This window comes from Kitasatospora sp. NPDC004723 (assembly GCF_040609255.1).
Lineage (GTDB): Bacteria > Actinomycetota > Actinomycetes > Streptomycetales > Streptomycetaceae > Kitasatospora.
The window spans coordinates 102423-123066 of record NZ_JBEXJT010000004.1; the positions used below are offsets into that span (position 1 = coordinate 102423).

Here is a 20644-nt window from a genome sequence, read left to right on the forward strand (position 1 = left end):
GGTGTCGGTTCCGGTCGGGCACGGGGGCGTCATCGCTGGTCCCCCGCCCGCAGTTCGGTGGTGATCTGACGCCGGCCGGCGATCAGCGCCTCGGCGACGACGCCGGCCGCGACCAGGGCGGCGAGACCGGCGGTCTGCAGCAGGACCGGCGGGACGTCGACCGGCAGGCCGCGCGCGATCTCGGCGCCGACCAGGATCGACAGGTCGAAGGACGGGCCGAGCAGGGCGACCGCGGCCAGCGCGACGAGGCCGCCGCCGACCGCCGCGACCAGGGTCTGCGGCAGGGTCTCGACCAGGATCAGCGCCAGGCCCTGCCGGGGACGCAGGCCCATGGTGCGCAGCCGGGCGAGCAGGGCGGTGCGTTCCGGCGCGGCGCGGACCAGGGTGAGCAGGACGGCGAGCAGGGCGAGCGCGCCGGAGCCGAGGACGGCGGCCCAGAACAGCCGGGCGGCGGAGTCCTGGAGCGGGTCGTCGGCGAGTTGGGCGGTGACGGCGGCGCTGGTGCGCACGGTGTAGCCGGCCGGCAGGCCCTCCCCCTGGCCCGCGGACCCGGCGATCGTGGCGCGTGTGGCGCGTTCGGCGTCGCCGGCGATCCGTTCGCGCACCAGGCGCCGCAGTTCGCCCTCGTCGACCGACCCGGTGGCCAGCCAGAGGTTGGCGCGGCCGAGTTCGGGGGCGGCGGCGACGGCCGGGGCGGCCGGCAGGACGACGAACAGCCGGTCCTCGCCCTGCAGGGCGGGGGTGGCGTCGACGGTGCCGGCGGTGGAGGTGAGCAGTTCGCCGCCGTTCGGCAGGCGCAGGCGGTGGGTGGCGTCCCCGCCGAGCTGCTTGGCGAGTGCGGTGGAGACCAGGACGGGCACGGCCGCGTCGGGTCCGCCGGCGCCGCCGGACAGCACGGCGGGGTCGAAGGCGCCGCGCCCGAGCGAGCGGGAGATCTCCGCGTAGGAGGCGGGATCGGCGACGACGGCGAACACCCGGGTCGTGCCGTTGCCGCCGAGCACGAACACCTCGGTGTCGGCCCAGACCGGGGCGGAGGCCCGGATGCCGGGCAGCTTGGCCGCCTCGTCGGCGAAGGCGCTCGACACGGTGACACCGATCGGCACGATCACGGAGGCGTCGCCGCCGACGCTCAGCCGGGCCGCGCGGGTGCGCCCCGTGTCGACGGCGCCCAGGACGGTGGCGCCGAAGCCGGCGGTGGTGACCGCGAGCAGCAGGGCGAGCAGCGGCAGCACGGAGGTGCCCTGCCGGCCGCCGGTGCCGCGGGCGGCGCGGGTCAGACCGAGGAACCCGACGGCGCCCGGGCGCCGGGCGGCGACCCGGGTGAGCGCGCCGACCAGCAGCGGCTGGAGGCGGGCGAGCAGCAGTCCCCCGGTGAGGGCGAGCAGCAGCGGGGCGACGACCAGCAGGGGGTCGGCGCTCTCGCCGGTGGTGGCGACGCCGCGCCGCCGGACCTCCGCCACGGCGGTGATCGTCAGGGCCAGGACCGCGAGTTCGCCGACCAGGCGGCGCCGGCCGAGGCCGGGCCGGGGACGCGCCCACAGCCGCGCGGCGCGCAGCGGGAGGGCGAGCAGGGTGAACAGGGCGACGGCCGAGGCGGCCAGCAGGGCGCCGCCCCAGCGCGGGGCGGGCAGCAGCCACAGGGCGAGCGCGGTCGCGAGGGCGGAGGCCGGCAGGACGGTCACCGCGCCCTCGCCGAGCAGCCGCAGCAGGACGCCGGATCGCGAGCCGCCGCGGGCCTGGAGCAGCCGCAGTTCGGCGGCGCGCCGGTCGCCGGTGAGCGCGGCGGCCAGGCAGAGCACGACCACGCCGACGCCCGCGAGGCCGGCCGGGCCGATCGCGGCGAGCGGCGCGGCGGCCTCCTGCCGCTCGGTGGCCTGGCGGAACAGCGTGGGCAGCTGGGAGACGAAGTGCAGGTCGGGGCGGCGGCTGGCGTTCGCCAGCGTGTTGGCGGTGGGTCCGGTGAGGTAGGAGGCGACTTCCCGGTCGGTCGCGGCGAGCCGGTCGGCGCGCAGGCCGTCGACGTCGACGGGCAGCCGCCAGAAGTCCTGCGCGCCGGTCTGCCAGGTCCGCAGCGGCTGGAGGGCGGAGCCGTCGACGAGTCCGGCGATGTGCCAGTAGGCCGCGGGCTCCTTGCCGGTGGTGTAGTTGAGGCAGGCCCGGCTGGGGCAGGGCAGCTCGGTCCAGTAGGGGTCGTCGTGGTCGTTGACGTCGAGGATGCCGACCACCTGGGCGCTGGGCGACTTCTCGCCGCTGGTGGCCGAGGAGGTCTGCAGGACGTCGCCGAGGCGGATGTGGACGGTCTCGGCGACGTCGCGGCTGATCGCGATCGGGACGGGTCCCACCGCCGAGGGGGCGCCCGGCCAGCTGCCCTCGGCGAGCGTCACGTGCTCGCGCAGGCCCTGCAGGTAGAGCAGGTCCATCATCGGATCGGCCTTCTCGGGCCTGGCCAGGCCGGGGTTGATGAGGGGGCGCGGCTTGCCGCTGCGGCTGCCGTAGACCGGTCCGCCGGGCGCGACGCGGAAGGTGGCTCCGGTGTGCGCGGTGAGCAGGGCGGCGTCGCGGTCCAGGCTCTCGGCCTCGCCGCGCAGGTCGGCGGTGGCGAGGATGCTGGTCGCGGCCGGGCCCCGGTCGCGGAGGAACTCGCGCAGGCCCTGGTCGGCGCTGCGGTCCAGCATGCGCGGGAAGGCGGCCGCGAGGAAGACGGTGCCGAACGCGAGCACGGCGGTGAGCAGCGCGGCGAGCGGGGTCGCGCGCAGCCGGGTGCGCACCCACGCCGCGGGGCGGTGGGCGCTCTGCGGTCCGGCGTCGGCGGGCCGGGGGGCCTCGGATCCGGCCGGGCTGGTCACATCTCCTCCAGGTGCCGCAGGCGTTGGGCCACGTCGCGGCGGCGACGGCCGCCGAGCAGGGCCGAGAGCAGGGGGACGGCGGCGATCGCGGCGGCCAGCAGCACGGCGGTGCCGAGCGGCAGGTCGACGACGGCGTCCGGGACGGGGCGGCGGGCCTCCGGGGTGAGCACCACGAGCGGCACGATCAGCCGCACGATCAACGCGCCGAGGGCGAGGCCGACGACGGTGCCGAGGCCGACCAGGACGGCCTGCTCGGCGGTGGCCGTGCGGACCAGACGGCGCCTGGGGGCGCCGAGGGCCAGCAGCAGCGCGGAGTCGCGGGAGCGCTCGGCCGCGGCGGCGGCCGAGGCGGCGCCGAAGCCGATCGCGGCGAGCACCGTGGTGACGAGGGCGATGGCGGCGAGCGCGTTCTGCGGGGCGGCGCTCAGCGGGTCGCCGAGCAGGTCGGCGGCGACCTCGTCGCGGAGCTGGAGTCCCGGGGTGTTGGGGGCCGCGCGCAGGGCGGCGGCCGCCTGGGCGGGGGCCGGGTCGTCCGGGCCGGCGGCGGGCAGCCACCACTCGGTGGGGAGGGGGGTCTCCCGGCCGGTGGCGGCGAGCGCCCGGCCGGCGGCGCCGAGATCGACCAGCAGGGCGTTCCCGCCGACGACGGGCAGCGATTCGACCTCGCCGGTGATCCGCACCTGCACGGTGGCGAGGCCGAACGGCACCCGCACGGTCGAGCCGACGCCGGAGCCGGTGGCGGCCAGGTAGCCGCGGGTGGCGACTCCGGTGATCTCGGTCGGCGGCTCGGCTCCGGCCGGGGTGATGACGGCGCGCTGCGTGCCGCGGTTGCCGGTGACGGCCCAGTAGCGCGCGCTCAGCAGCGTCCGGTCGTCGGCCCGGCCGGGGAGGAGTTCCACGTGGGCGTCGTGGTCGGTGCCGTCGCCGGGGTTGGCCCAGCCGAAGCCGGCGGGGACGGCGGCCGGCACGGCGGGGGACGTCGCGTCGTCGGCGGCGGCGAGCCCGCGGAGGGTCAGCGTGCCGCCGTCGGTGGGGCCGAAGGAGAGGGTTACGCCGACGACGGTCAGCGGCGCGGACACCGAGCTGCGTCCGCCGTCGGTGAGCCAGGCGAGGTTCGCGGTGGCGCGGCCCTCGCCGGAGGCGGGGATGCCGCGCAGCGGGGCGACGAAGGAGACGTTGTGGCGGTCGCGCAGCAGCAGCCAGGCGTCCGGGGCCCTGACCGGTGGCGGCATGGCCTCGCCCGGCTCCGGCCGCCACGCGTTCGGAGTGAAGGTGACGTCGGCCTCGATGCGCTGCGGACGGCCGGGCAGCGGGATTCCGGCCGCGGCCCCGGCGGGCGCGTTCGCGGCGAGCGGGGTGAACAGCCGCTTCGGGTCCTGTCCGTCGAGCAGGTCGGAGCGGACCGGGACGCGCTCGGCGAAGGCGGCGGCGTCCACGGCGAGGATCTGTCCGTGGCCGCCGTCGGGCAGTGACTGCTCCTGGCGGCTGACGGGGATGATCCGGTCGCCGCCGGGCAGGGCGGCGAAGCGGCTGCCCTGGCCGAGCGGGTCGGTGTGGAGGCTGTGGATGCGCAGGCCGCCGGCGGTGGCGAAGGAGGCCTGGTCCTGCTGGGAGGTGTTCCAGGTGTCGTGCTGGCCGAGGGCGAGGACGCCGGTGGAGACGCCGAGCACCAGCAGCAGGACCGGTCCGCCCGCCTGGCCGGGGCGGCGGGCGAGCTGCCAGCCGACCAGGGCGGGCCCGAGGCCGCGGCCCCGGGCGGCGATCCGGGCGCCGAGGCGGGCCGCGAGCGGCAGCAGGCGCAGCGCGAGCAGGGTGCCGGCGCCGAGGGCGAGGGTGGGGGTGGCGATGAGGACCGGGTCCAGGCCGAGGCGGCCGTCGGCGTCCGGCGACAGTCCGCCGCTGTACTGGGAGAGCTGTTGGTAGGCGAGGACGGCCAGCGCCAGCAGGGCGAGGTCGGCGCCGGAGCGGGCGGCGCCGGCGGCCAGGGCCTGGCGGCTGCCGGCCCGGCGCAGCACGGCGGCGCCGGCCCCGCGCAGCAGGGCGGGCACGGCGGCGAGCAGGACGCAGCCCAGCGCGCAGGCGACGGCGACCGGCCACAGGGTCCAGCGCAGCGAGGTGTCCAGCGGCACGTGGCGCAGCGGGCCGAAGCTTCCGAGGAGGCTCAGCAGCGGCGGGGTGAGCAGCGGGGCGAGCAGGGCGGCGGGCAGCGCGAGCAGCAGGGCCTCGGTGGCGCTGAAGGCGCCGAGCCGCAGGCCGGAGGCGCCGCGGGCGGCGAGCAGCGCGTTCTCGGCCTGCTGGCGGGTGGCGATCAGGTGGACGACGAGCAGCAGGGCGGCGGCGGCCAGCACGATCAGCTGGAGGGCGCCGATGAGCAGGGTGGAGCGGGCGACCATGGCACTGGAGTCCAGCTCGCGCAGCAGGTCGGCCAGGTCGGTGCGGGCGATCAGCCCGCCGTTCCTGTTGAGGTCGTCGCCGGCCGGGGTGATCCGCTCGCGCAGGGCGTTCACGGCGCTGGCACCGGCGGTGGTGAAGTCGGCGTCGACCAGCCAGCTGCGGCCGTTCTGCGGGATGCCGGCGGCGGTGAAGGCGGTGTCGTCGACGAGCAGCGGGCCGTAGGTGGTGAAGCCGCCGACCAGGACCTCGCGGCCCTGCAGCGGGTCGAGCCGCCAGTAGAGGTCGCCGGGGTCGGTGGCGCGGTAGACGCCGGTGATCCGGACGGTGAGCGGGGCGCCGCCGTAGCGGTCGGTGAGCCGGACCTCGGCGGGGAGGGCGTCGGCGGCGAGGCCGAGGCGGGCGAGCGCGGCCTTCGGGACGGCCACCTGGACCGGGACCGCGGTGCCGGACGCGGCGGGGGCGGGCCAGGCGCCGGCGAGCAGCTGGACGTCCCGGCGGTCGAGGGCGGCGAGGACCGTGAGGTCGTCCTCCTTGGCGGCGCCCGGCCCGCCGGCCGCGGCCGCGTTGCTCGTCTGCTTGTCCGCCGGGGCAGTCTGCGCGCCGCCCGCCGGGGCGCCGGGCAGGCCGTAGGAGCGGCTGCGGGACAGGCCGCGGGTCTCGGTCGGCAGGTCGCCGAAGAGGGCGCGGGCGTAGTCGCCCACCGCCGCGTCGTCCTTGGCCCGCCGGTCCAGCCCGTGCTCGGAGTTGACCACCACGGTGGTCCTCGGATGGCCCTGGCCCTGGAGGGCCTGGCGCTGTCCGATCTCGCCGACGGTGCGCTGGAAGGCGACCAGCGCGGTGAGCACCGCCGTCGTGATCAGTACGGTGAGCAGGGCGGCGGCGGCCAGGGGCAGTCGCCCGCGCAGACGGCGCACGACAAAGCCGAGCATCCTGTTCCTCCCCCGGTCCTCAGGAATGTCCGCGCCGTACCGCGCCGCCCGGACCGGGCGCGCGTCTCCCACTGCGCGGAGGGGCGCCCACGGGCGCCGCAAGGTGATCTCCGGCGCTTGATCACCGGATAGCGGACGATGCTGTCAGATCCGGTCAAAGAAGGGAAGGGACTTGCGCGAAGGATGCAAGTAATGAGCAAATGCTCCGAACCACGACCGGACCATGCCTGACGGCACGTCGGCTCTTACCGGATTCGCGCAGCCATGGACACTTCAAACAATCCGGCGCCGCCCCGTCGGCGGGACGCGCCGGAGCCCGCCCAGGGGGACGCCGTATGACGCAGCAACCGGCCGGCACCGCGACCGCTCCCATGGTGACCGTCACCGACGTCCACCGCAGTTTCGGAACCGGCGAACGGGCCGTGCACGCCCTGCGCGGCGTCTCCTTCACCATCGGCCGCGGCGAACTCACCGCGCTCAAGGGCCGTTCCGGCTCCGGCAAGACCACCCTGCTCAACCTGGTCGGCGGCCTGGACAGCCCGAGCGGGGGCACCATCACCCTGGACGGCACCGACCTCGGCGGTCTGGACGAGGACGGCCGATTGGCGCTGCGCCGGGACCGGCTGGGCTTCGTCTTCCAGTCCTTCGGCCTGCTCCCGGTGCTCACCGCCGCCGAGAACGTCGGCGTGCCGATGCGGCTGCGCAAGGTGCCGGCCGCCCAGCGCGAGGAGCGCGCCCGCGACCTGCTGGCGCTGGTCGGCCTGGCCGACCACGCCAACCAGCGCCCCGGCGAGCTGTCCGGCGGCCAGCAGCAGCGCGTCGCCGTCGCCCGGGCCCTGGCCAACGAGCCCGACCTGATCATCGCCGACGAGCCGACCGGCCAGCTGGACTCGGAGACCGGCCGTTCCATCATGGAGCTGCTGCGCGCCGTGGTCCGCAGCGAGGGCGTCACCATCCTGGTCGCCACCCACGACCCGAACCTCATGGAGCTCGCCGACCGCGTGGTCGAACTCCGCGACGGCCGCATCGTCGAGGACGCCCCGGCGGCCGAGGCGCCCGTCGGCTGAGGCACCGGCGGCCGAAGCCCCGGCGGCCGAGGCCCCGGGCGCGCACCGGCGCACCGGCGCGCCCGCGCGACCGTCCAGCGACGCGCCGACCGGGCCCCCGAGCGGCCGACACCGCCGTCACGCCGACCGGGCGTTAGCATCCATGCGAGGTACGGCCGCACGGCCCTGCCCACGTGGAGAGGCGGAGAGCGCCATGGCAGTCGAGATCCAGGTCGAGTCCCTGGGCGACCACGAGCACCTGGTCCGGGTCCGCGAGGGGGCCGCCGAGGCCGAGACGCGGATCCGGGTCACCGACGGTGTGCTCGACCACCCGCGGATCACCGCGGCGGGGGCCGACGAGACCCGGATCGTGCACGAGACGGTGGCCTTCCTGGTCGAGCGCCAGCCCGTGATCGATATCCCGCCGATGATCGACCTCGACGACCTCGCGGACGCCTACGGCACCCCGTACCTGGACGACCTCGGCCGCCGCCTCACCGCGCGGTAGATCAGCCGGCGCCGCGGGCGGCCACCGGGTCGGTGACGCCGCCGGGCGAGGCCTCGCCGCCGATGTTCCAGTCGGCGAGGCCCGCCGCGGACTGGTAGACGGACTCGTAGAAGTCCAGCACCGCCGCCCGCGGGTCCTCGCCGCCGCGCACGTCGTCGTACTCCAGGACGGCCAGGTGGCTGCCGTTGCGCTCGACCCAGCCGGCCGCGCCGGGGCGCAGCGGGCGCTCGGCCAGGCCGGCGGGTTCGGGCGCCGCGTAGGAGTAGAAGGCCGGCCGGGGGAAGGTGTCGTCGCCGAACCAGAAGCCGGCGCTGATGACCTCCCGGGAGTAGGCCTCGCGGGTCACCGGGTCGACGCTCGGCGGCTGGTCCACCCGGCGGCCGGAGAAGCGGCTGACCGCGATGTCGAAGGTGTGCCAGAAGTGGTGCACCGGGCTGATCTTCCCGCAGAAGCGGGCGGCGAACTCCTCCAGCACCAGGGCGACCTGGCCGAGCACCTGCCAGTAGCGGTTGACCCAGAACGGGTCGTACGCGGCGTGCTCGGTGTCCTCGGTGAACGGCCGCCCGGCGTCGGGCAGGTCGAAGGGGTGCGGGTGCGGGAGGGCCACTGGCACGCCGACCACCGCGAGGGCGTCGAGCGTCTGGCGGTAGAACGAGGCCACGGACTGCCCGGTGAGCGGGAACGAGACCCGGCGGCCGTCCGAGGAGCAGACCACCAGCCGGTGGTCGACGAAGTCGAAGTCGACGCAGAAGGTCCCGCCCCCGTCGGGCAGGGCCATCGGCCGGGTGGTGATGCCGCGCCCGGTGAGGTAGTAGGGGACGTTCCACCAGTGGTTGCGCCGCACGCTCTCCGCCAGGCGGATCTTGCCGACGACCTGGGCGAACCGGTGCACGGTCGCCTTGGAGTCCTGCCACCGCGACAGCGGGATCGGAGGAAACAGCTCCATGGGGCCACGCTAGGCCCAGCCGGGCGCTCCCGCATCCGCGCCCGGCGCGCGGCGGCCGGGGTCAGGGCCGGGCGTCGGCACCCACCTCGTACGGGTGCGGTCCCGGGACGGGCTCGCCGGCCACGATCGCCCGGTGCACCTCGCGCAGCTGCCGGCCCGGGCCCAGGCCCAGCTCCCGCCGCAGCGTGGCCCCGGCCCGCCGGTAGGCCCACAGCGCCTCGGCCCGGCGCTCCGAGGCGTACAGGGCCCGCATCAGCTGGGCGTGGAACGCCTCGTGCAGGGGGTGCTCGGCGACCAGGGCGGAGAGGAGCCCGATCAGCGAGCGGTGCCGGTCCAGCGCGAGGCCGACCTCGACGTGGTCCTCCAGGCACTGCAGCCGCCGGGTCCTCGCCCAGGCGGCGAACACCCCGATCAGCGGGCCGTGCCGGCGCGGGTCCGGGAGCGGTCCGCGCCACAGGGCGACCGCCCGGGCCAGCGCGCGGGAGCTCTCCTCCAGGTCCCCGGCCGCCCGGGCGGCCCGGGCCAGGCGGGTGAGCTGTTCCAGCTCGCCCCAGTCGGTGTCGGCCGGATCGACCGCCAGCAGGTAGCCGGGGTGCTCGGTGACGATCGGCGAGGGTCCGGGCGCGGCCCGCGCCAGCAGCTTGCGCAGCTGGGAGACGTAGACGTGCAGGCCGGCGGACGCGCGGCGGGGCGGGGAGCCGTCCCAGAGCTCGGTGATCAGCGCCTCCTTGGAGACGACCGTGTTCGCCCGGACCACCAGGGCGGTCAGCAGCGTCGCCACCTTGGGCGCGTTGACGGTCAGCACGGTGGCTCCGGCGGTGACCCGCAGCGGGCCGAGCACCTCGTACCGCATGACGGCCTCCCCCGGGACCTACCCGCCGCTCACGCCGTGTACTGGGCGTTCCAGCCGGCGGCCACGTCGAGCGAGACGCCGCTGATGTGCCGGGCCGCGTCGGAGGCCAGGAACAGCGCGGCGTCCGCGGCCTCCGAGGGCTCGATGTACGGCACGCGCATCGGCATGAGGCTCGCCCAGGCCGCGGCGGCGGCCTGCGGGGTGGGGTCGTCGGGGCTGAACTGGCGGTAGTTCAGCTCGTTGTTGATCATCGCGGTGTTGGTGAAGCTGGGCGAGACGGCGTTGACGGTGATGCCGTACGGGCCCAGTTCCAGCGCGGCGGACTTGAGCAGGCCGAGCACGCCCCACTTGGCCGCCGCGTAGTGGGTCATGTTCGCCGCGCCGACCCGGGAGGCGACCGAGCCGGTGACCAGGATGCGGCCGCCGCGCTGCGGCACCATGACCCGGGCCGCGGCCCGGAAGGTGTGGAAGACGCCGGTCAGGTCGGTGTCGATCATGTCGCGCCAGACCTCGTCGGTCATGTCCAGCAGCGGGGAGGTGCTCCACAGGCCGGCGTTGGCGCAGACGACGTCCAGCCGTCCGAACTCCTCCACCGCCGTGTCGACGACCCCGTCCACCTCGGCGGAGACCCGGACGTCGGCCGTCCGCACGGCGCATTTGGCGCCGATTTCCTCGACCGCCCGCCGGGTTTCCTCCAGGTCCTTCGAGGTGCCCATCGGAATCGGCACGGAATCGATCTGGGCCGCGATGTCGGAGAGGACGACGTGCGCCCCCTCGGCGGCAAAAGCGAGGGCGTAGGAACGGCCGATCCCGCGGGCCGCCCCCGTGATCGCCACGACCTTTCCGGTGAACCTGGACACGCCGGACCCCCTTCGCACGATGACGTTTCGACCGAGGCTAGGGGCCGGCGCACAAGGCCCGCACAAGGCTCACCCGAGGCCGCTGCGGCGCTGCTGGACAGGCCGGACCGCGGTTCGCCAGGATCTCGACCGATGTCGGGAGTTCCGTCCGAACGCGCGGAGAGAAGGGTAGTCCCCGTGATTCCTGAGAGCCATCGAGACCTGCTGGAGCGGCCACTCTTCGCGCATTTCGCGACGGTCCGGCCGGACGGTTCCCCCCAGGTGAACCCGACGTGGTTCGCGTGGGACGGGAACCACCTGTGGTTCACCAATTCGACGCTGCGGCGAAAGTACCTGAACATCCAGGAGAATCCCGCGGTGGCGGTTTCGGTCATCGACCCGGATCAGCCCTACCGCTATCTGGAGATCCGGGGCCAGGTCGACCTGGTGGAGCCGGACCCGGCGGCGTCGACGTTCCTGCGGCTGGCGAAGCGCTACGGGGTGGAGGACGCGACGGTCCCGCCCGACGCGCCGTCGCGCGTCGTCTACCGGATGACGCCGCGGCACGTCACGTTCCAGTGACCGACGCGTCGACGGGCGGCAGTTCGTCGGCCGGCGGCTCGGTGAGCGGACGGTCCGCCAGGACCAGGTCCAGCAGGCCGGGGAACTGCTCGTCGAACTCCGCCCGGCGCAGCCGGTTGAGCCGGCGCGAGCCGTCGTCGTGCTGCAGCAGCAGCCCGGCCTGCCGCAGCACGGTGAAGTGGTGGCTCAGCCCGGACTTGCGGATCGGCAGATCAAAGGTGCCGCAGGCGAGTTCGGCGGGTTCGGCGGCTGCGAGCTGCCGCAGCAGGGACAGCCGCACCGGATCGGCGACCGCCTGCAGCACCGTCAGCAACGGCACCTCACACGGATGACGGTGCGTCAGAGTGGCGGCCCGAGCGGTGACTTTCGCATCCGACTTGCGCGAAGTGGTGTTTGAGCGGGATCGTACACTCCTAGGATCTGTTTGATTCATGTCGTACACCTTACCCGGCCGGTCCCGTCCTGGCCGCCCGTCAACGAAGGAAGACGCCCATGACCTCGACCGCCTTACCCCAGGACGACGTCCGCCGGCCGGGGCTGACGCTCCTCGCCATCTGCCTCACCGTGGTCCTGTTCCCGCTGGCCATCACCGGCGCGTCGGTCGCACTGCCGTCGATCGGCTCCGACCTCGGCAACTCCCTGGCGGCGGGGCAGTGGGTGGTCAACGGCTACGACCTGACCTACGCCGGCTTCATGCTCGCCAGCGGCTCGATCGCCGACCTCGTCGGCCGCCGCAAGGTGTTCCAGGTCGGCCTGGTGCTGTTCGGCGGCGGCGCCCTGATCTCCGCGCTGGCGCCGAACATCCTCGTCCTCGACCTCGCCCGCGCGGTGGCCGGCATCGGCGCCGCCGCGGCGACCACCAGCGGCAGCGCCATCCTCGCCCACGCCTTCGACGGCCCGGCCCGGGCCCGCGCCTTCGGCCTCTTCGGCACCTCGATCGGCCTGGGCCTCGCCTTCGGGCCCAGCATCGCCGGCCTGCTGACCAGCAACCTCGGCTGGCGCTCGGTCTTCCTGGTGCCCGCGATCATCGGCCTGGTCGTGCTGCTGCTCACGCCCACCCTCGCGGACTCCCGCAACCCGGCGGCGAGCAAGGTCGACCGGCCCGGCACCATCACCTTCACCCTCGCGCTGCTGCTGCTGATCCTCGGCCTGGTCGAGGGCCCGCAGGCCGGCTGGAGCAGCCCGCTGGTGCTCGGCAGCTTCATCGGCTTCGTCGTCCTGCTGGTCCTCTTCGGCGTGGTCGAGCAGCGCCAGTCGGAGCCCATGTTCGACCTGGGCCTGCTCAAGCACCGCAAGTTCGTCGGCGTCTCGCTCGCCACCATCCCGGTGGTCTTCGGGTTCACCCCGCTCGCGGTCTACCTGCCCTCGTACTTCATCGCCGCCGACGGCGTCAGCGCCCAGCAGGCCGGTCTCATCCTGATCATGCTCACCGGCCTGACGCTGTTCTTCCCGGCCATCGCCGGCTACGCCACCCGCTGGATCCCCGCCCAGGTGCAGATCGCCTTCACGGTGATCCTCACCGCCGTCGGCCTCGCCTGGCTGACCGTGCTGGAGCCCGGCGTCGGCTACCTGACGCTGCTGCCGCCGCTGGCCCTGATCGGCATCGCCGTCGGCCTCTCCTTCGGCCTGCTGGACGGCGCCGCCGTGAGCAGCGTCGAGGTCTCCCGGGCCGGCATGGCGGCCGGCATGTTCAACACCGTCCGGCTGGCCGGCGAGACCATCGCCATCGCGGTCGCCGGCTCGCTGCTGGTCAGCTTCACCCAGTCCGAGGTCAGCGGGAAGCTCGGCGGCTTCAGCAGCCGCTACGCCGACGACCCGGCCGCGCTCGCCAACCTGATGAACCAGGGCGAGCTGAAGAGCGCCGTCGAGACCGTCGAACCCGCCTCGCAGCGCGGCGCGTTCGCCGACACTGCCGCCTCGGCCTTCGCCCAGGGCTTCCACGGCCTGCTCTGGGTGCTGGCCGCGCTGTGCGCGGTCACCTTCGTGGTCGTCGCGCTGCTGCTGCGCGAGCCGCGCGGCGCCGTGGCCGGCGCCACCGAGGAGAGCGCGCTGCCGCGCACCGCCGAGGTGGCCCACGCCGCGGACTGAGACCGCCGACCACCACGACCGAGGGGCCGCCGGATCTCCGGCGGCCCCTCGGCGTTGCGCGTCCCGCGAGGGCTCAGGCCAGTTGCGGCAGGACCTCGGAGGCGATCAGCTCCAGGTGGTCCAGGTCGTGCAGATCGAGCACCCGCAGATAGGCGATCTGCGCCCCGGCCTCGGCGAACCGGCCCAGCCGGTCGACCAGTTCGGCCGGCGTGCCGCGCAGCGCGTTGCCGTCCAGGGTCTCGCTGAACGCCTCGTCGCGCGCCTTGACCTCGGCGTCGTCCTTGCCCGCGCACACGGTCTGGATGATCGAGAACTCCGGCGACCGCGGGTCACGGCCCACCGCCAGGCACTCCTCGCGCACCCGCTCGTACAGCTCGGCGGCCCGCTCGGGGGTGACGAAGGCGGTGTTGAACTCGTCGGCGTACTTCGCGGCGAGCGCCGGCGTCCTGCCGGTGCCGACCCCGCCGACGATGATCTGCGGCCGGCCGTCACCGGCCCGCAGCGGCGCCACCGCGCCGGTGAGCCGGTAGTGCTCGCCCTCGAAGTCGTAGCTGCCGCCGGGCGGCGTCTCCCAGAGCGACTTGACGATCTCCAGCTGCTCCTCCAGCAGCCCGAACCGCTTGGCCGGGAAGGGGATGCCGTAGGCGGCGTGCTCCGCGGCGTACCAGCCGGTGCCGATGCCCACCGACACCCGGCCGCCCGCCATGTGGTCGACCTGGCCGACCTGGATCGCGAGCTGGCCCGGCCAGCGGAAGGTGACGGGGGTGACCAGCGTGCCGAGCCGGATCCGGGAGGTCTCCCGGGCGAGACCGGCCAGGGTCACCCAGGCGTCGGACGGGCCCGGCAGGCCGTCGACGTCACCCAGCTTCAGGTAGTGGTCGGAGCGGAAGAACGCGTCGAAGCCGAGCTCCTCGGCGGTCCGGGCGACCTTCAGCACGGTGTCGTAGGAGGCGCCCTGGGACGGCTCGGTGTGGATGCGCAGACGCATGAACGGCCTCTCGTGAAAGGAAGGAAGGAAAGGGCGGGGAAAGGTGGGGAACCGCCGGCCGGGCACCGGCGCGGGTCGCCCCGGGCCGGCCGGAGACGTCACGCGGGGCGGGCGAGACCCCGCCGGCCGCGGTCGGCCAGCCGGCGGGACGCCGCACCGCCGAGCGCCGTGACGGCCTCGGGCAGCTGGTCGCCGGCCAGGATGACCTGCTGCAGCGCCCTGACCTGGGAGGACGGCTCCAGGCCGATGTGCTCGATCAGCCGGGTGCGCAGCTGCTGGTAGACCTCCAGTGCCGAGGCGCGCCGCCCGCAGCGGTGCAGGACCGTCATCAGCTGGGCGTGCAGACCCTCGTTGAGCGGGTGCTGCACCGCCAGCGCGGTGAGGTCGCCCAGCACGTCCTGGTGCTGCTGCAGCGCGAGCTTCGCCGCGATCCACTGCTCCACGACGCTGAGCCGCGACTCCTCCAGCCACCCGATGTGGGCGTGCAGCAGCGGGCCGGCCTGGACGTTGGCGAGCGCCGGACCGCGCCACAGCGCGAGCGCCGAGGTGAACAGCATGGCGGCCTTGGCGTGGTCCTGCGCCGCCGCGGCGCTGCGCGCCCGGTTCACCAGGCGCTCGAACTCCCGGGTGTCGAGGGTGACCGCGCCGCCGCGCAGCATGTAGCCGCGGCCCTCGGTGACCAGCATGTCCTTGGCCACCACGGCGGTGGGCAGGCCGGTGGCGTCGGCCAGCAGCTTGCGCAGCTGCCCCAGATAGGTCTGCACGGTCCGCAGCGCGGTGCGCGGGGCCTCCTCGGGCCACAGCTCCCGGAAGATCGCGGAGACCGGGACCACCTGGTGGGCGTTGACGGCGAGCAGCGCGAGGACCTGTCTGACCTTCGGCGCGCTGGGCGTCGCGCAGCCGTGGTCCCCCTCGGCCTGGAAGTGGCCGAGCACCTGGATGCGCACCGGGGGTTGACCGGAGGTGGGGATGGAGCCGAACACGTCGTTCCTGTGGAGGACGGACGCCGAAGGGGACACGAGCACAACCTCCTTGCTGACTGATGGCCCGTGGTGGATGTGCCGCCGAGCCGGGCACAGACACCGGGGGCACGACGCTGTGCTCCCGAGCTGAACGGTTTCCACGGTGTCAGACGGCGATGTCGGGTCGCTTTCATCGCTCTTGCATTCGAGAACCCCCGGTCGCCGGGCCCCGCCCGCGCGCCCGGGACCGGACCGCGCCCCGGCTCAGCTGTCGAAGCCGCAGGCCGACTGCGCCAGCACGGTGGTGGCCAGCGGGACGAACCGCGGCGCCGAGCGCAGGAACTGGGTCAGGTCGAACATCCGCAGCTCGGCCTGGCGGACCAGCTCGCGCGAGCGCTCCTCGCCGCAGGTGCCGCCGAGCGCGTGGTACGCCCGCACGGCCTCGGTCGCCGACCGCACGGCGTCGGGCCAGGCGCCCATCGCGCAGAAGGCCATCGAGCGCAGCAGCAGGCTCTGCGCCTCGCAGAGCACCAGGCGGTCCCCGCGGGCGGCCCCCATCGCCCGGGCGAGGCAGTCCAGCGCCTCCTCCGGGAGGCGCCGCTCCATGCGGATCAGCGCCAGCCCGAACAGCGCCTCGACGGCCGACTGCGCGTGCCCGGCGAGGGCGGCCAGCTCGGCGGCCCGCTCGTGCTCCTGCTCCGCCAGGTCCAGCCGCCCCGACATCCGGCTGCAGGACGCCAGGATGTTGTACGCGTCGGCCGAGACGATCTGGTCGCCGAGGTCCTTGGCCAGCATCTCGGCGGCCCGCGCGTGCTCGGTCGCGATCTTCGGCTGACGTTCCATCAACTGTCCGACGGCCAGCCGTGCGTGGGCGGCGACGCGGTCGAACCGCCCGCCCAGGTCGTGGCTGGTGCGCAGCGCGAGCCAGAGCGCGCGCAGACCCTCCTCGGACCGGCCGAGGGCGCACAGGGTGAGCCCGATCCGGCCCAGGTTCTCCGACTTCGTGAACTCGACCCCGTGCTCCCGGTCGATCTCCTGTGCCCGGGCGAACTGGGCCAGGGCGTTGTCGAAGTGGCCGCGCGCGTGCTCGACGCTGCCCAGGTGGCGCCGGGCCCTGGCCTCCGCCATCGGCAGATCCAGCTCGCGGTCCAGGTCGAGGCCGCCCTCCAGGGCCCGCGCGGCCTCGCCCAGCCGGCCCTGGGCGAGCAGCAGGAGGCCCATCGCATTGCTGGTCTCGGCGGCGAAGGCGCGCAGGCCGTGCCGCGCGGCGAGGCCGCAGGCCTCGGTCAGGTGCGCGTGGGACCGGTCGTAGTCGGCGCTGCGGTAGTTGGCCAGGCCCAGGCTGTAGTTCATCGCCCACTGGGCCGGCGGATCGCCGGCCTTGCGGGCGGATGCGAGGCCCCAACCGGCGGCCGTCTTCCACTCGTTGCCGTTCCAGCCCGACCAGAAGTAGCCGCGCAGCACGTCGGTGAGCAGCCAGCCGATCTCGTGGGCCTGCCGGGAGTCGCCGGCGGCGGTGCAGGCGATGACGGTGATGAGGTTGGCGCGTTCCACCAGCAGCCACTGCAGGGCCGCCTCGTCGGTGGCGAAGGACAGCGGGTGGACGGCCGCGGGCCGCTCGGCCAGCGGCAGCCGGATCATGCCCGGGTAGCGCGGGACCACGGCCGAGGCCGCGCTGTGCAGGTACCAGCCGAACAGCCGCAGCTCGGCGGCCCGGCGGGCCTGCGGGGTGTCCTCCTCGCGCGCCCGCTCGGCGGCATAGATCTGCATCAGCTCGTGGAAGCGGTAGCGGCCGGGCAGGTGCTCCTCCAGCAGGCTGGCGAAGGCGAGGTCCTGGAGCAGCAGTTCGGCGTCCGGGACGGACAGGTCGAGCAGGGCGGCGGCGGAGGCGGCGGTGTAGTCGCGCACCGGAACCAGCCCCAGCGTGCGGAAGAGCCGCTGCGCCCGCGGGGTCTGGGCGTGGTAGGAGAGGTCGAAGGCGGCCTGCACGGCGGCGCGCCGGTTGCTGCCCACGGTCAGTTTCGCCACCCGGTTGCCGTGGCGCAGTTCCTCGACGTAGGTGCGCAGCGGCAGCCGCGGTCTCGACAGCAGGCTGGCGGCGGCGACGCGCAGGGCGAGCGGGAGGTGGGCGCACAGCTCGGCGAGTTCGGCGAGTTCCCGCCGGGCGGCGGAGCGTCCCGGGCCGAGCATGGTGCCCAGCAGCGACTCCGCCTCGCCCGCGGTGAGCACGTTCAGCGGGACCAGCCGGGCGCCGTGCAGGGCGACCAGCTCGGTCAGGTTGCTGCGGCTGGTGATCAGTACCGTGCAGCTGGAGGTCCCGGGCAGCAGCGGGACGATCCGCTCGGCGTCGCGGACGTCGTCCAGCAGCAGCAGGACGCGCCGGTCGGCCAGCCGGGCCCGGAACAGGGCGGCGCGCGATTCGACGTCGGAGGGGATGGCGGCGCTGGAGACACCGGAGCGGCGCAGCAGCTCGGCCAGCACCTCGGACGGGGACTCGGGCCGGTCGGCGCCGTCGAAGCGGACGAACCACTGGCCGTCGAGGAAGTGCGAGCGCACCTGGTGGGCCGCCCGGACGGCGAGCGCGGTCTTGCCGACGCCGGCCGGGCCGGTGACCACCACGATGGGCAACGCGCTGCCCGCAGCGTTGCCCTTCAGCAGGGCGGCCACCTGCTCGAGCGGTTCCTCGCGGCCGACGAAGTCCGCGACGACGGGCGGGAGCTGGCAGAGCTCGGTCCAGCTGTGGGGGGCGATCGGCGCGCCGTCGTGCTCGGGTTCCGGCTCCGGCGGCGCGACGGCCGGGTACGCGCCGGGCGGTGCGTAGGAGTCGTCCAGGATGCTCCGGTGCAATTCCTGGAGTTCCCGGCCGGGATCGATTCCGGCCTCCTCGGCGAGTGTCCGGGAAAGCGCGCGGTAGGCCTCCAGCGATTCCGCCTTGCGGCCGGTCTCGTAGAGCGCGCGAATGAGTTGTGCCCACAGCACCTCGTGCAGCGGGTAATTGATCAGGGCGCTGCGGATTCCGCCGATCGCCTCTTCCTGGGCGCCGGTGCGCAGTTTCAGCTCGAATCGGCATTCCATGAGGGCGAGCCGGCGTTCGGCGAGTTGCGCCGCGATCCGCCGGCGGACCCGCTCGCTGGGAATGTCGCACAGCGCCGGACCGCGCCACAGCGCCAGCGCCGCCTCGGCCAGGTCGGATTCGGCCTGCGGGCCGAGCCGGCCGCGCTGCCTGCGGAATTCGTGTTCCAGTTGTTCGAAGCGGAGGATATCCAGCTCGTCGGCGCCGACGTCGATGGCGTAGCCGTCGGGGGTGGTGCGGATGAGGTCGCCGCCCGCGCCCGCGGCGTCGGTCAGCGTACGACGCAGGCGGTTGATGTGGATGTGCAGGGCGCCGCGACTGTTCTTGGGAGGCTCCTCGCCGTCCCACAGGAGCGAGACGAGCCGGTCGTTGCTGACTCCGCGATTTCCGCCGAGCAGGAGTGCGGCGAGCAGAATGCGCGGTTTCTTGGCATTGATCTGGACCGGCCGGTCGTCGACCGCTACTTTTAGCGGCCCGAGCAGCTGGAAAGTTAACACGTGAATCCCCCTGGGAACTTGCGGGAGGCCGACGGGTCGGCCGTCGGGCAAGAAAACATCATGGCAAATGACATGGACACGCAAATATGACCCGCGTCACATTCCGGTGCCTTCGAATCGCAGCTTTCCTGCACGACCGGCTGTTTCTCGGCTAAACCGGCCGGCCGCGTTTGGCCGGAACTTGACGCCCGGCGTGAACGCGTCATTTCGGTTGTGTGTGGCGACGCGGACGCCGGACCGCCTAGGCCGCGGCTTGAGTGGCCCTTGCATGCCCGCTGCGAGCATGGGTCCACCGCGCCGCCACCGACTCGCGAGGGTCGTCGTGCCCGCGGCTTCATCGAGCTCAGATCACGAGGGGGGGCATTTCAGATGACCGCAGGGAACGTTCTTCCGGCGGCCGACATCGGTGCGCTGGTGCACCGCGGTGCCGGGACGGAGGTCTTCCTCGTCGACGCGCGGCCGACCGGGGAACACGAATTCACCGCAACGGCCCGGCTGCCCCACCGGCACGCCTACTACAACGACCTTCCGGACAATCCCCGGGGCGCCGATCCGCTGCTGCTGCTGGAGGCCTGCCGCCAGGCCGGGAGCTATCTCGCCCACACCGCCTTCGAACTGCCGCTCAGCACCGCCTTCCTGGTGACCGGCTGGGAGGTCCGCACCCGTCCCGCCGCGCAGCGGCTGTTCGAGGACGGCGACGGCGCGCTGACCCTGCACATCACCGCGGAGAACCAGGTGCAGCGCGCCGGCACCGTCCGCTCGGTGCGCTGGCGGATCGCCCTGAGCGCCGGCCGCGCGGAGCTCGGCGAGGTCGTCATCGGCGTCGTCTACGCCGGCGCGACGGAGTACCGGGCCCTGCGCACGCTGCAGTACGGCGGACCACCACCGCGGTCGGACGCGCTGCCCGACCGGCCCGCCGGCTCCCCCGCGACGCCCGCGGAGGTCGGCCGCGCCCGGGCGGAGAACGTCCTCGTCGCCGGCCTCTCCACGACGGCCCCGGTACGGGAGGCGCGACTGGCCGTCCCGCTGCGCCACCCGACGCTCTTCGTCCACCCCAACGACCACTTCACCGCGCTGATCCTCACCGACGCGGCCCGCCAACTGTGCTTCGCCCGGCACGCCCGCGCCACCGGCGCACCCGCCGCCGGACTCGCCCTGACCGGCTTCACCGGCACCTTCAGCCGGTTCGCCGAACTCGACGCGCCCGTCCTGCTGAGCATCCCCGAAGCCCCCGGCGGCGGCGCCGCGACGGCGCCCGCGGGCACGGCGGGGGTCGAGGACACGGCGGCTGCCGAGGACACGGTGCCGGCGGAGGGCACGGTGCCCGTCGAGGTGCGCCAGCACGACCGGACCATCGCCGACCTCGGCATCACCTACGCGCCCGTCACCGCCGCCAGGAGGAACGCATGACGACGCCCGACAGCCCCGCCACCGGTCTCGCGGCCGGCACCGTCTCCGCCGTCTGGACCGACTTCGGGGGCGTGCTCACCCCGCCGGTCGCCGAGGACACCGCGGTGTTCTGCGCCCGCCAGGGCATGACCCCCGAGCAGTTCCAGGGCGCCATGCGGATCGTCGGCGAGCGCTACGGCACCGACCCGATGGGCCCGCTGGACACGCCCCTGGTGACCGAGGACGTCTGGGCCGCCGAGGTCCAGGCGGTGCTCGCCGAGGAGTACGGCGTGCGCACCGACCTCTCCGGCTTCGCCGACCGCTGGTTCGGGGGCCGCAGCGGCAACCCTGCCTGGGAGCGGTGGCTGCGCGCCGCGCACGGCGACGGCGTCTTCGTCGGACTGCTGTCCAACATGCCGCCCGCCTGGGACGTCCACTGGCGCCGGATGGTGCCGCCCGAGGGCCTCTTCGACGACCTGGTGATGTCCTTCGAGGTGGGCAGCCGCAAGCCCGAGCCGGAGATCTTCGCGCTCGCCGCCGAACGGGCTGGCGTCGACCCGGCCCGGTGCGTGCTGGTCGACGACCTGGAGAAGAACTGCGCGGGCGCCCGAGCCGCCGGCTGGCAGGCCGTCCACTTCACCGACGCCGAGCAGGCCATCCGCCGGCTCGAGCCGCGGCTGGCGCGGTCCGCGCCGGGGGCCTGA

Annotated in this window: 15 protein-coding genes; 6 read left to right on the plus strand and 9 right to left on the minus strand. The window is 74.6% G+C overall.

The window, feature by feature from the left end; genetic code table 11:
- Positions 1 to 29: 29 nt before the first annotated feature.
- Both ABZW10_RS07045 and ABZW10_RS07050 read right to left on the minus strand, forming a co-directional pair.
- A complete protein-coding gene (locus tag ABZW10_RS07045; protein ID WP_355361179.1) occupies positions 30 to 2846 on the minus strand; it encodes an FtsX-like permease family protein in 2817 nt (938 codons plus the stop codon).
- Positions 2843 to 6169: an FtsX-like permease family protein gene (locus ABZW10_RS07050; protein ID WP_355361181.1), complete on the minus strand. Its 3327-nt coding sequence runs from the start codon at positions 6167 to 6169 to the stop codon at positions 2843 to 2845. Before ABZW10_RS07050 ends, ABZW10_RS07045 begins: the two co-directional genes overlap by 4 nt.
- Positions 6170 to 6504: 335 nt before the next feature.
- Here ABZW10_RS07050 and ABZW10_RS07055 point away from each other — a divergent pair, with 335 nt between their 5' ends.
- Both ABZW10_RS07055 and ABZW10_RS07060 read left to right on the plus strand, forming a co-directional pair.
- Positions 6505 to 7236, plus strand: a complete 732-nt coding sequence (locus ABZW10_RS07055; protein ID WP_355361183.1) for an ABC transporter ATP-binding protein — start codon at positions 6505 to 6507, stop codon at positions 7234 to 7236.
- 193 nt (positions 7237 to 7429) lie between these two features.
- On the plus strand, positions 7430 to 7723 hold the full coding sequence (locus ABZW10_RS07060) for a hypothetical protein (RefSeq protein ID WP_355361185.1): 294 nt from the start codon (positions 7430 to 7432) through the stop codon (positions 7721 to 7723).
- A 1-nt stretch (position 7724) separates the two neighbouring features.
- On the opposite strand, the gene ABZW10_RS07065 is transcribed toward ABZW10_RS07060, so the two are convergent.
- From ABZW10_RS07065 to ABZW10_RS07075, 3 genes are all read right to left on the minus strand, one after another.
- A complete protein-coding gene (locus ABZW10_RS07065) occupies positions 7725 to 8669 on the minus strand; it encodes a DUF5996 family protein (protein ID WP_355361187.1) in 945 nt (314 codons plus the stop codon).
- A gap of 61 nt (positions 8670 to 8730) precedes the next feature.
- A complete protein-coding gene (locus tag ABZW10_RS07070) occupies positions 8731 to 9522 on the minus strand; it encodes an AfsR/SARP family transcriptional regulator (RefSeq protein ID WP_355361189.1) in 792 nt (263 codons plus the stop codon).
- Between the two features lie 29 nt (positions 9523 to 9551).
- Positions 9552 to 10382, minus strand: coding sequence for a mycofactocin-coupled SDR family oxidoreductase (locus ABZW10_RS07075; RefSeq protein ID WP_355361191.1), 831 nt, complete (start codon positions 10380 to 10382; stop codon positions 9552 to 9554).
- Between the two features lie 177 nt (positions 10383 to 10559).
- Between ABZW10_RS07075 and ABZW10_RS07080 the strand changes: the two genes are divergently transcribed.
- The gene (locus tag ABZW10_RS07080) at positions 10560 to 10943 is read left to right on the plus strand and encodes a PPOX class F420-dependent oxidoreductase (RefSeq protein WP_355361193.1); all 384 of its coding nucleotides are present in this window, start codon (positions 10560 to 10562) and stop codon (positions 10941 to 10943) included.
- Here the strand turns inward: ABZW10_RS07080 and ABZW10_RS07085 are convergent.
- Positions 10930 to 11262, minus strand: a complete 333-nt coding sequence (locus ABZW10_RS07085; protein WP_355361195.1) for a helix-turn-helix transcriptional regulator — start codon at positions 11260 to 11262, stop codon at positions 10930 to 10932. The two genes, ABZW10_RS07080 and ABZW10_RS07085, sit on opposite strands and share 14 nt — an antisense overlap.
- A gap of 173 nt (positions 11263 to 11435) precedes the next feature.
- Here ABZW10_RS07085 and ABZW10_RS07090 point away from each other — a divergent pair, with 173 nt between their 5' ends.
- Positions 11436 to 13031: an MFS transporter gene (locus ABZW10_RS07090; RefSeq protein ID WP_355361197.1), complete on the plus strand. Its 1596-nt coding sequence runs from the start codon at positions 11436 to 11438 to the stop codon at positions 13029 to 13031.
- 73 nt (positions 13032 to 13104) lie between these two features.
- Here the strand turns inward: ABZW10_RS07090 and ABZW10_RS07095 are convergent, their stop codons facing one another.
- From ABZW10_RS07095 to ABZW10_RS07105, 3 genes are all read right to left on the minus strand, one after another.
- On the minus strand, positions 13105 to 14019 hold the full coding sequence (locus tag ABZW10_RS07095; RefSeq protein WP_355361199.1) for a TIGR03560 family F420-dependent LLM class oxidoreductase: 915 nt from the start codon (positions 14017 to 14019) through the stop codon (positions 13105 to 13107).
- Between the two features lie 98 nt (positions 14020 to 14117).
- A complete protein-coding gene (locus ABZW10_RS07100) occupies positions 14118 to 15038 on the minus strand; it encodes an AfsR/SARP family transcriptional regulator (protein WP_355361201.1) in 921 nt (306 codons plus the stop codon).
- A gap of 207 nt (positions 15039 to 15245) precedes the next feature.
- Entirely contained in the window at positions 15246 to 18551 is a 3306-nt protein-coding gene (locus ABZW10_RS07105) for a BTAD domain-containing putative transcriptional regulator (RefSeq protein WP_355361203.1), read from the minus strand.
- A 369-nt stretch (positions 18552 to 18920) separates the two neighbouring features.
- On the opposite strand from ABZW10_RS07105, the gene ABZW10_RS07110 reads away from it, so the two are divergent.
- Positions 18921 to 19961 carry an AfsA-related hotdog domain-containing protein gene (locus ABZW10_RS07110; RefSeq protein ID WP_355361205.1) on the plus strand — a complete coding sequence of 347 codons (1041 nt, stop codon included), beginning with the start codon at positions 18921 to 18923 and terminating at the stop codon, positions 19959 to 19961.
- A complete protein-coding gene (locus tag ABZW10_RS07115; protein ID WP_355361207.1) occupies positions 19958 to 20644 on the plus strand; it encodes an HAD family phosphatase in 687 nt (228 codons plus the stop codon). The genes ABZW10_RS07110 and ABZW10_RS07115 overlap by 4 nt, the downstream gene beginning before the upstream one ends.

Excerpts from the sequence above, each read along its gene's own strand:
- ABZW10_RS07050 (WP_355361181.1), bottom strand. The coding sequence starts at position 6,169 with ATGCTCGGCTTTGTCGTGCGCCGTCTGCGCGGGCGACTGCCCCTGGCC.
- ABZW10_RS07055 (WP_355361183.1), top strand. The coding sequence starts at position 6,505 with ATGACGCAGCAACCGGCCGGCACCGCGACCGCTCCCATGGTGACCGTC.
- ABZW10_RS07060 (WP_355361185.1), top strand. The coding sequence starts at position 7,430 with ATGGCAGTCGAGATCCAGGTCGAGTCCCTGGGCGACCACGAGCACCTG.
- ABZW10_RS07065 (WP_355361187.1), bottom strand. The coding sequence starts at position 8,669 with ATGGAGCTGTTTCCTCCGATCCCGCTGTCGCGGTGGCAGGACTCCAAG.
- ABZW10_RS07070 (WP_355361189.1), bottom strand. The coding sequence starts at position 9,522 with ATGCGGTACGAGGTGCTCGGCCCGCTGCGGGTCACCGCCGGAGCCACC.
- ABZW10_RS07090 (WP_355361197.1), top strand. The coding sequence starts at position 11,436 with ATGACCTCGACCGCCTTACCCCAGGACGACGTCCGCCGGCCGGGGCTG.
- ABZW10_RS07095 (WP_355361199.1), bottom strand. The coding sequence starts at position 14,019 with ATGCGTCTGCGCATCCACACCGAGCCGTCCCAGGGCGCCTCCTACGAC.
- ABZW10_RS07110 (WP_355361205.1), top strand. The coding sequence starts at position 18,921 with ATGACCGCAGGGAACGTTCTTCCGGCGGCCGACATCGGTGCGCTGGTG.
- ABZW10_RS07115 (WP_355361207.1), top strand. The coding sequence starts at position 19,958 with ATGACGACGCCCGACAGCCCCGCCACCGGTCTCGCGGCCGGCACCGTC.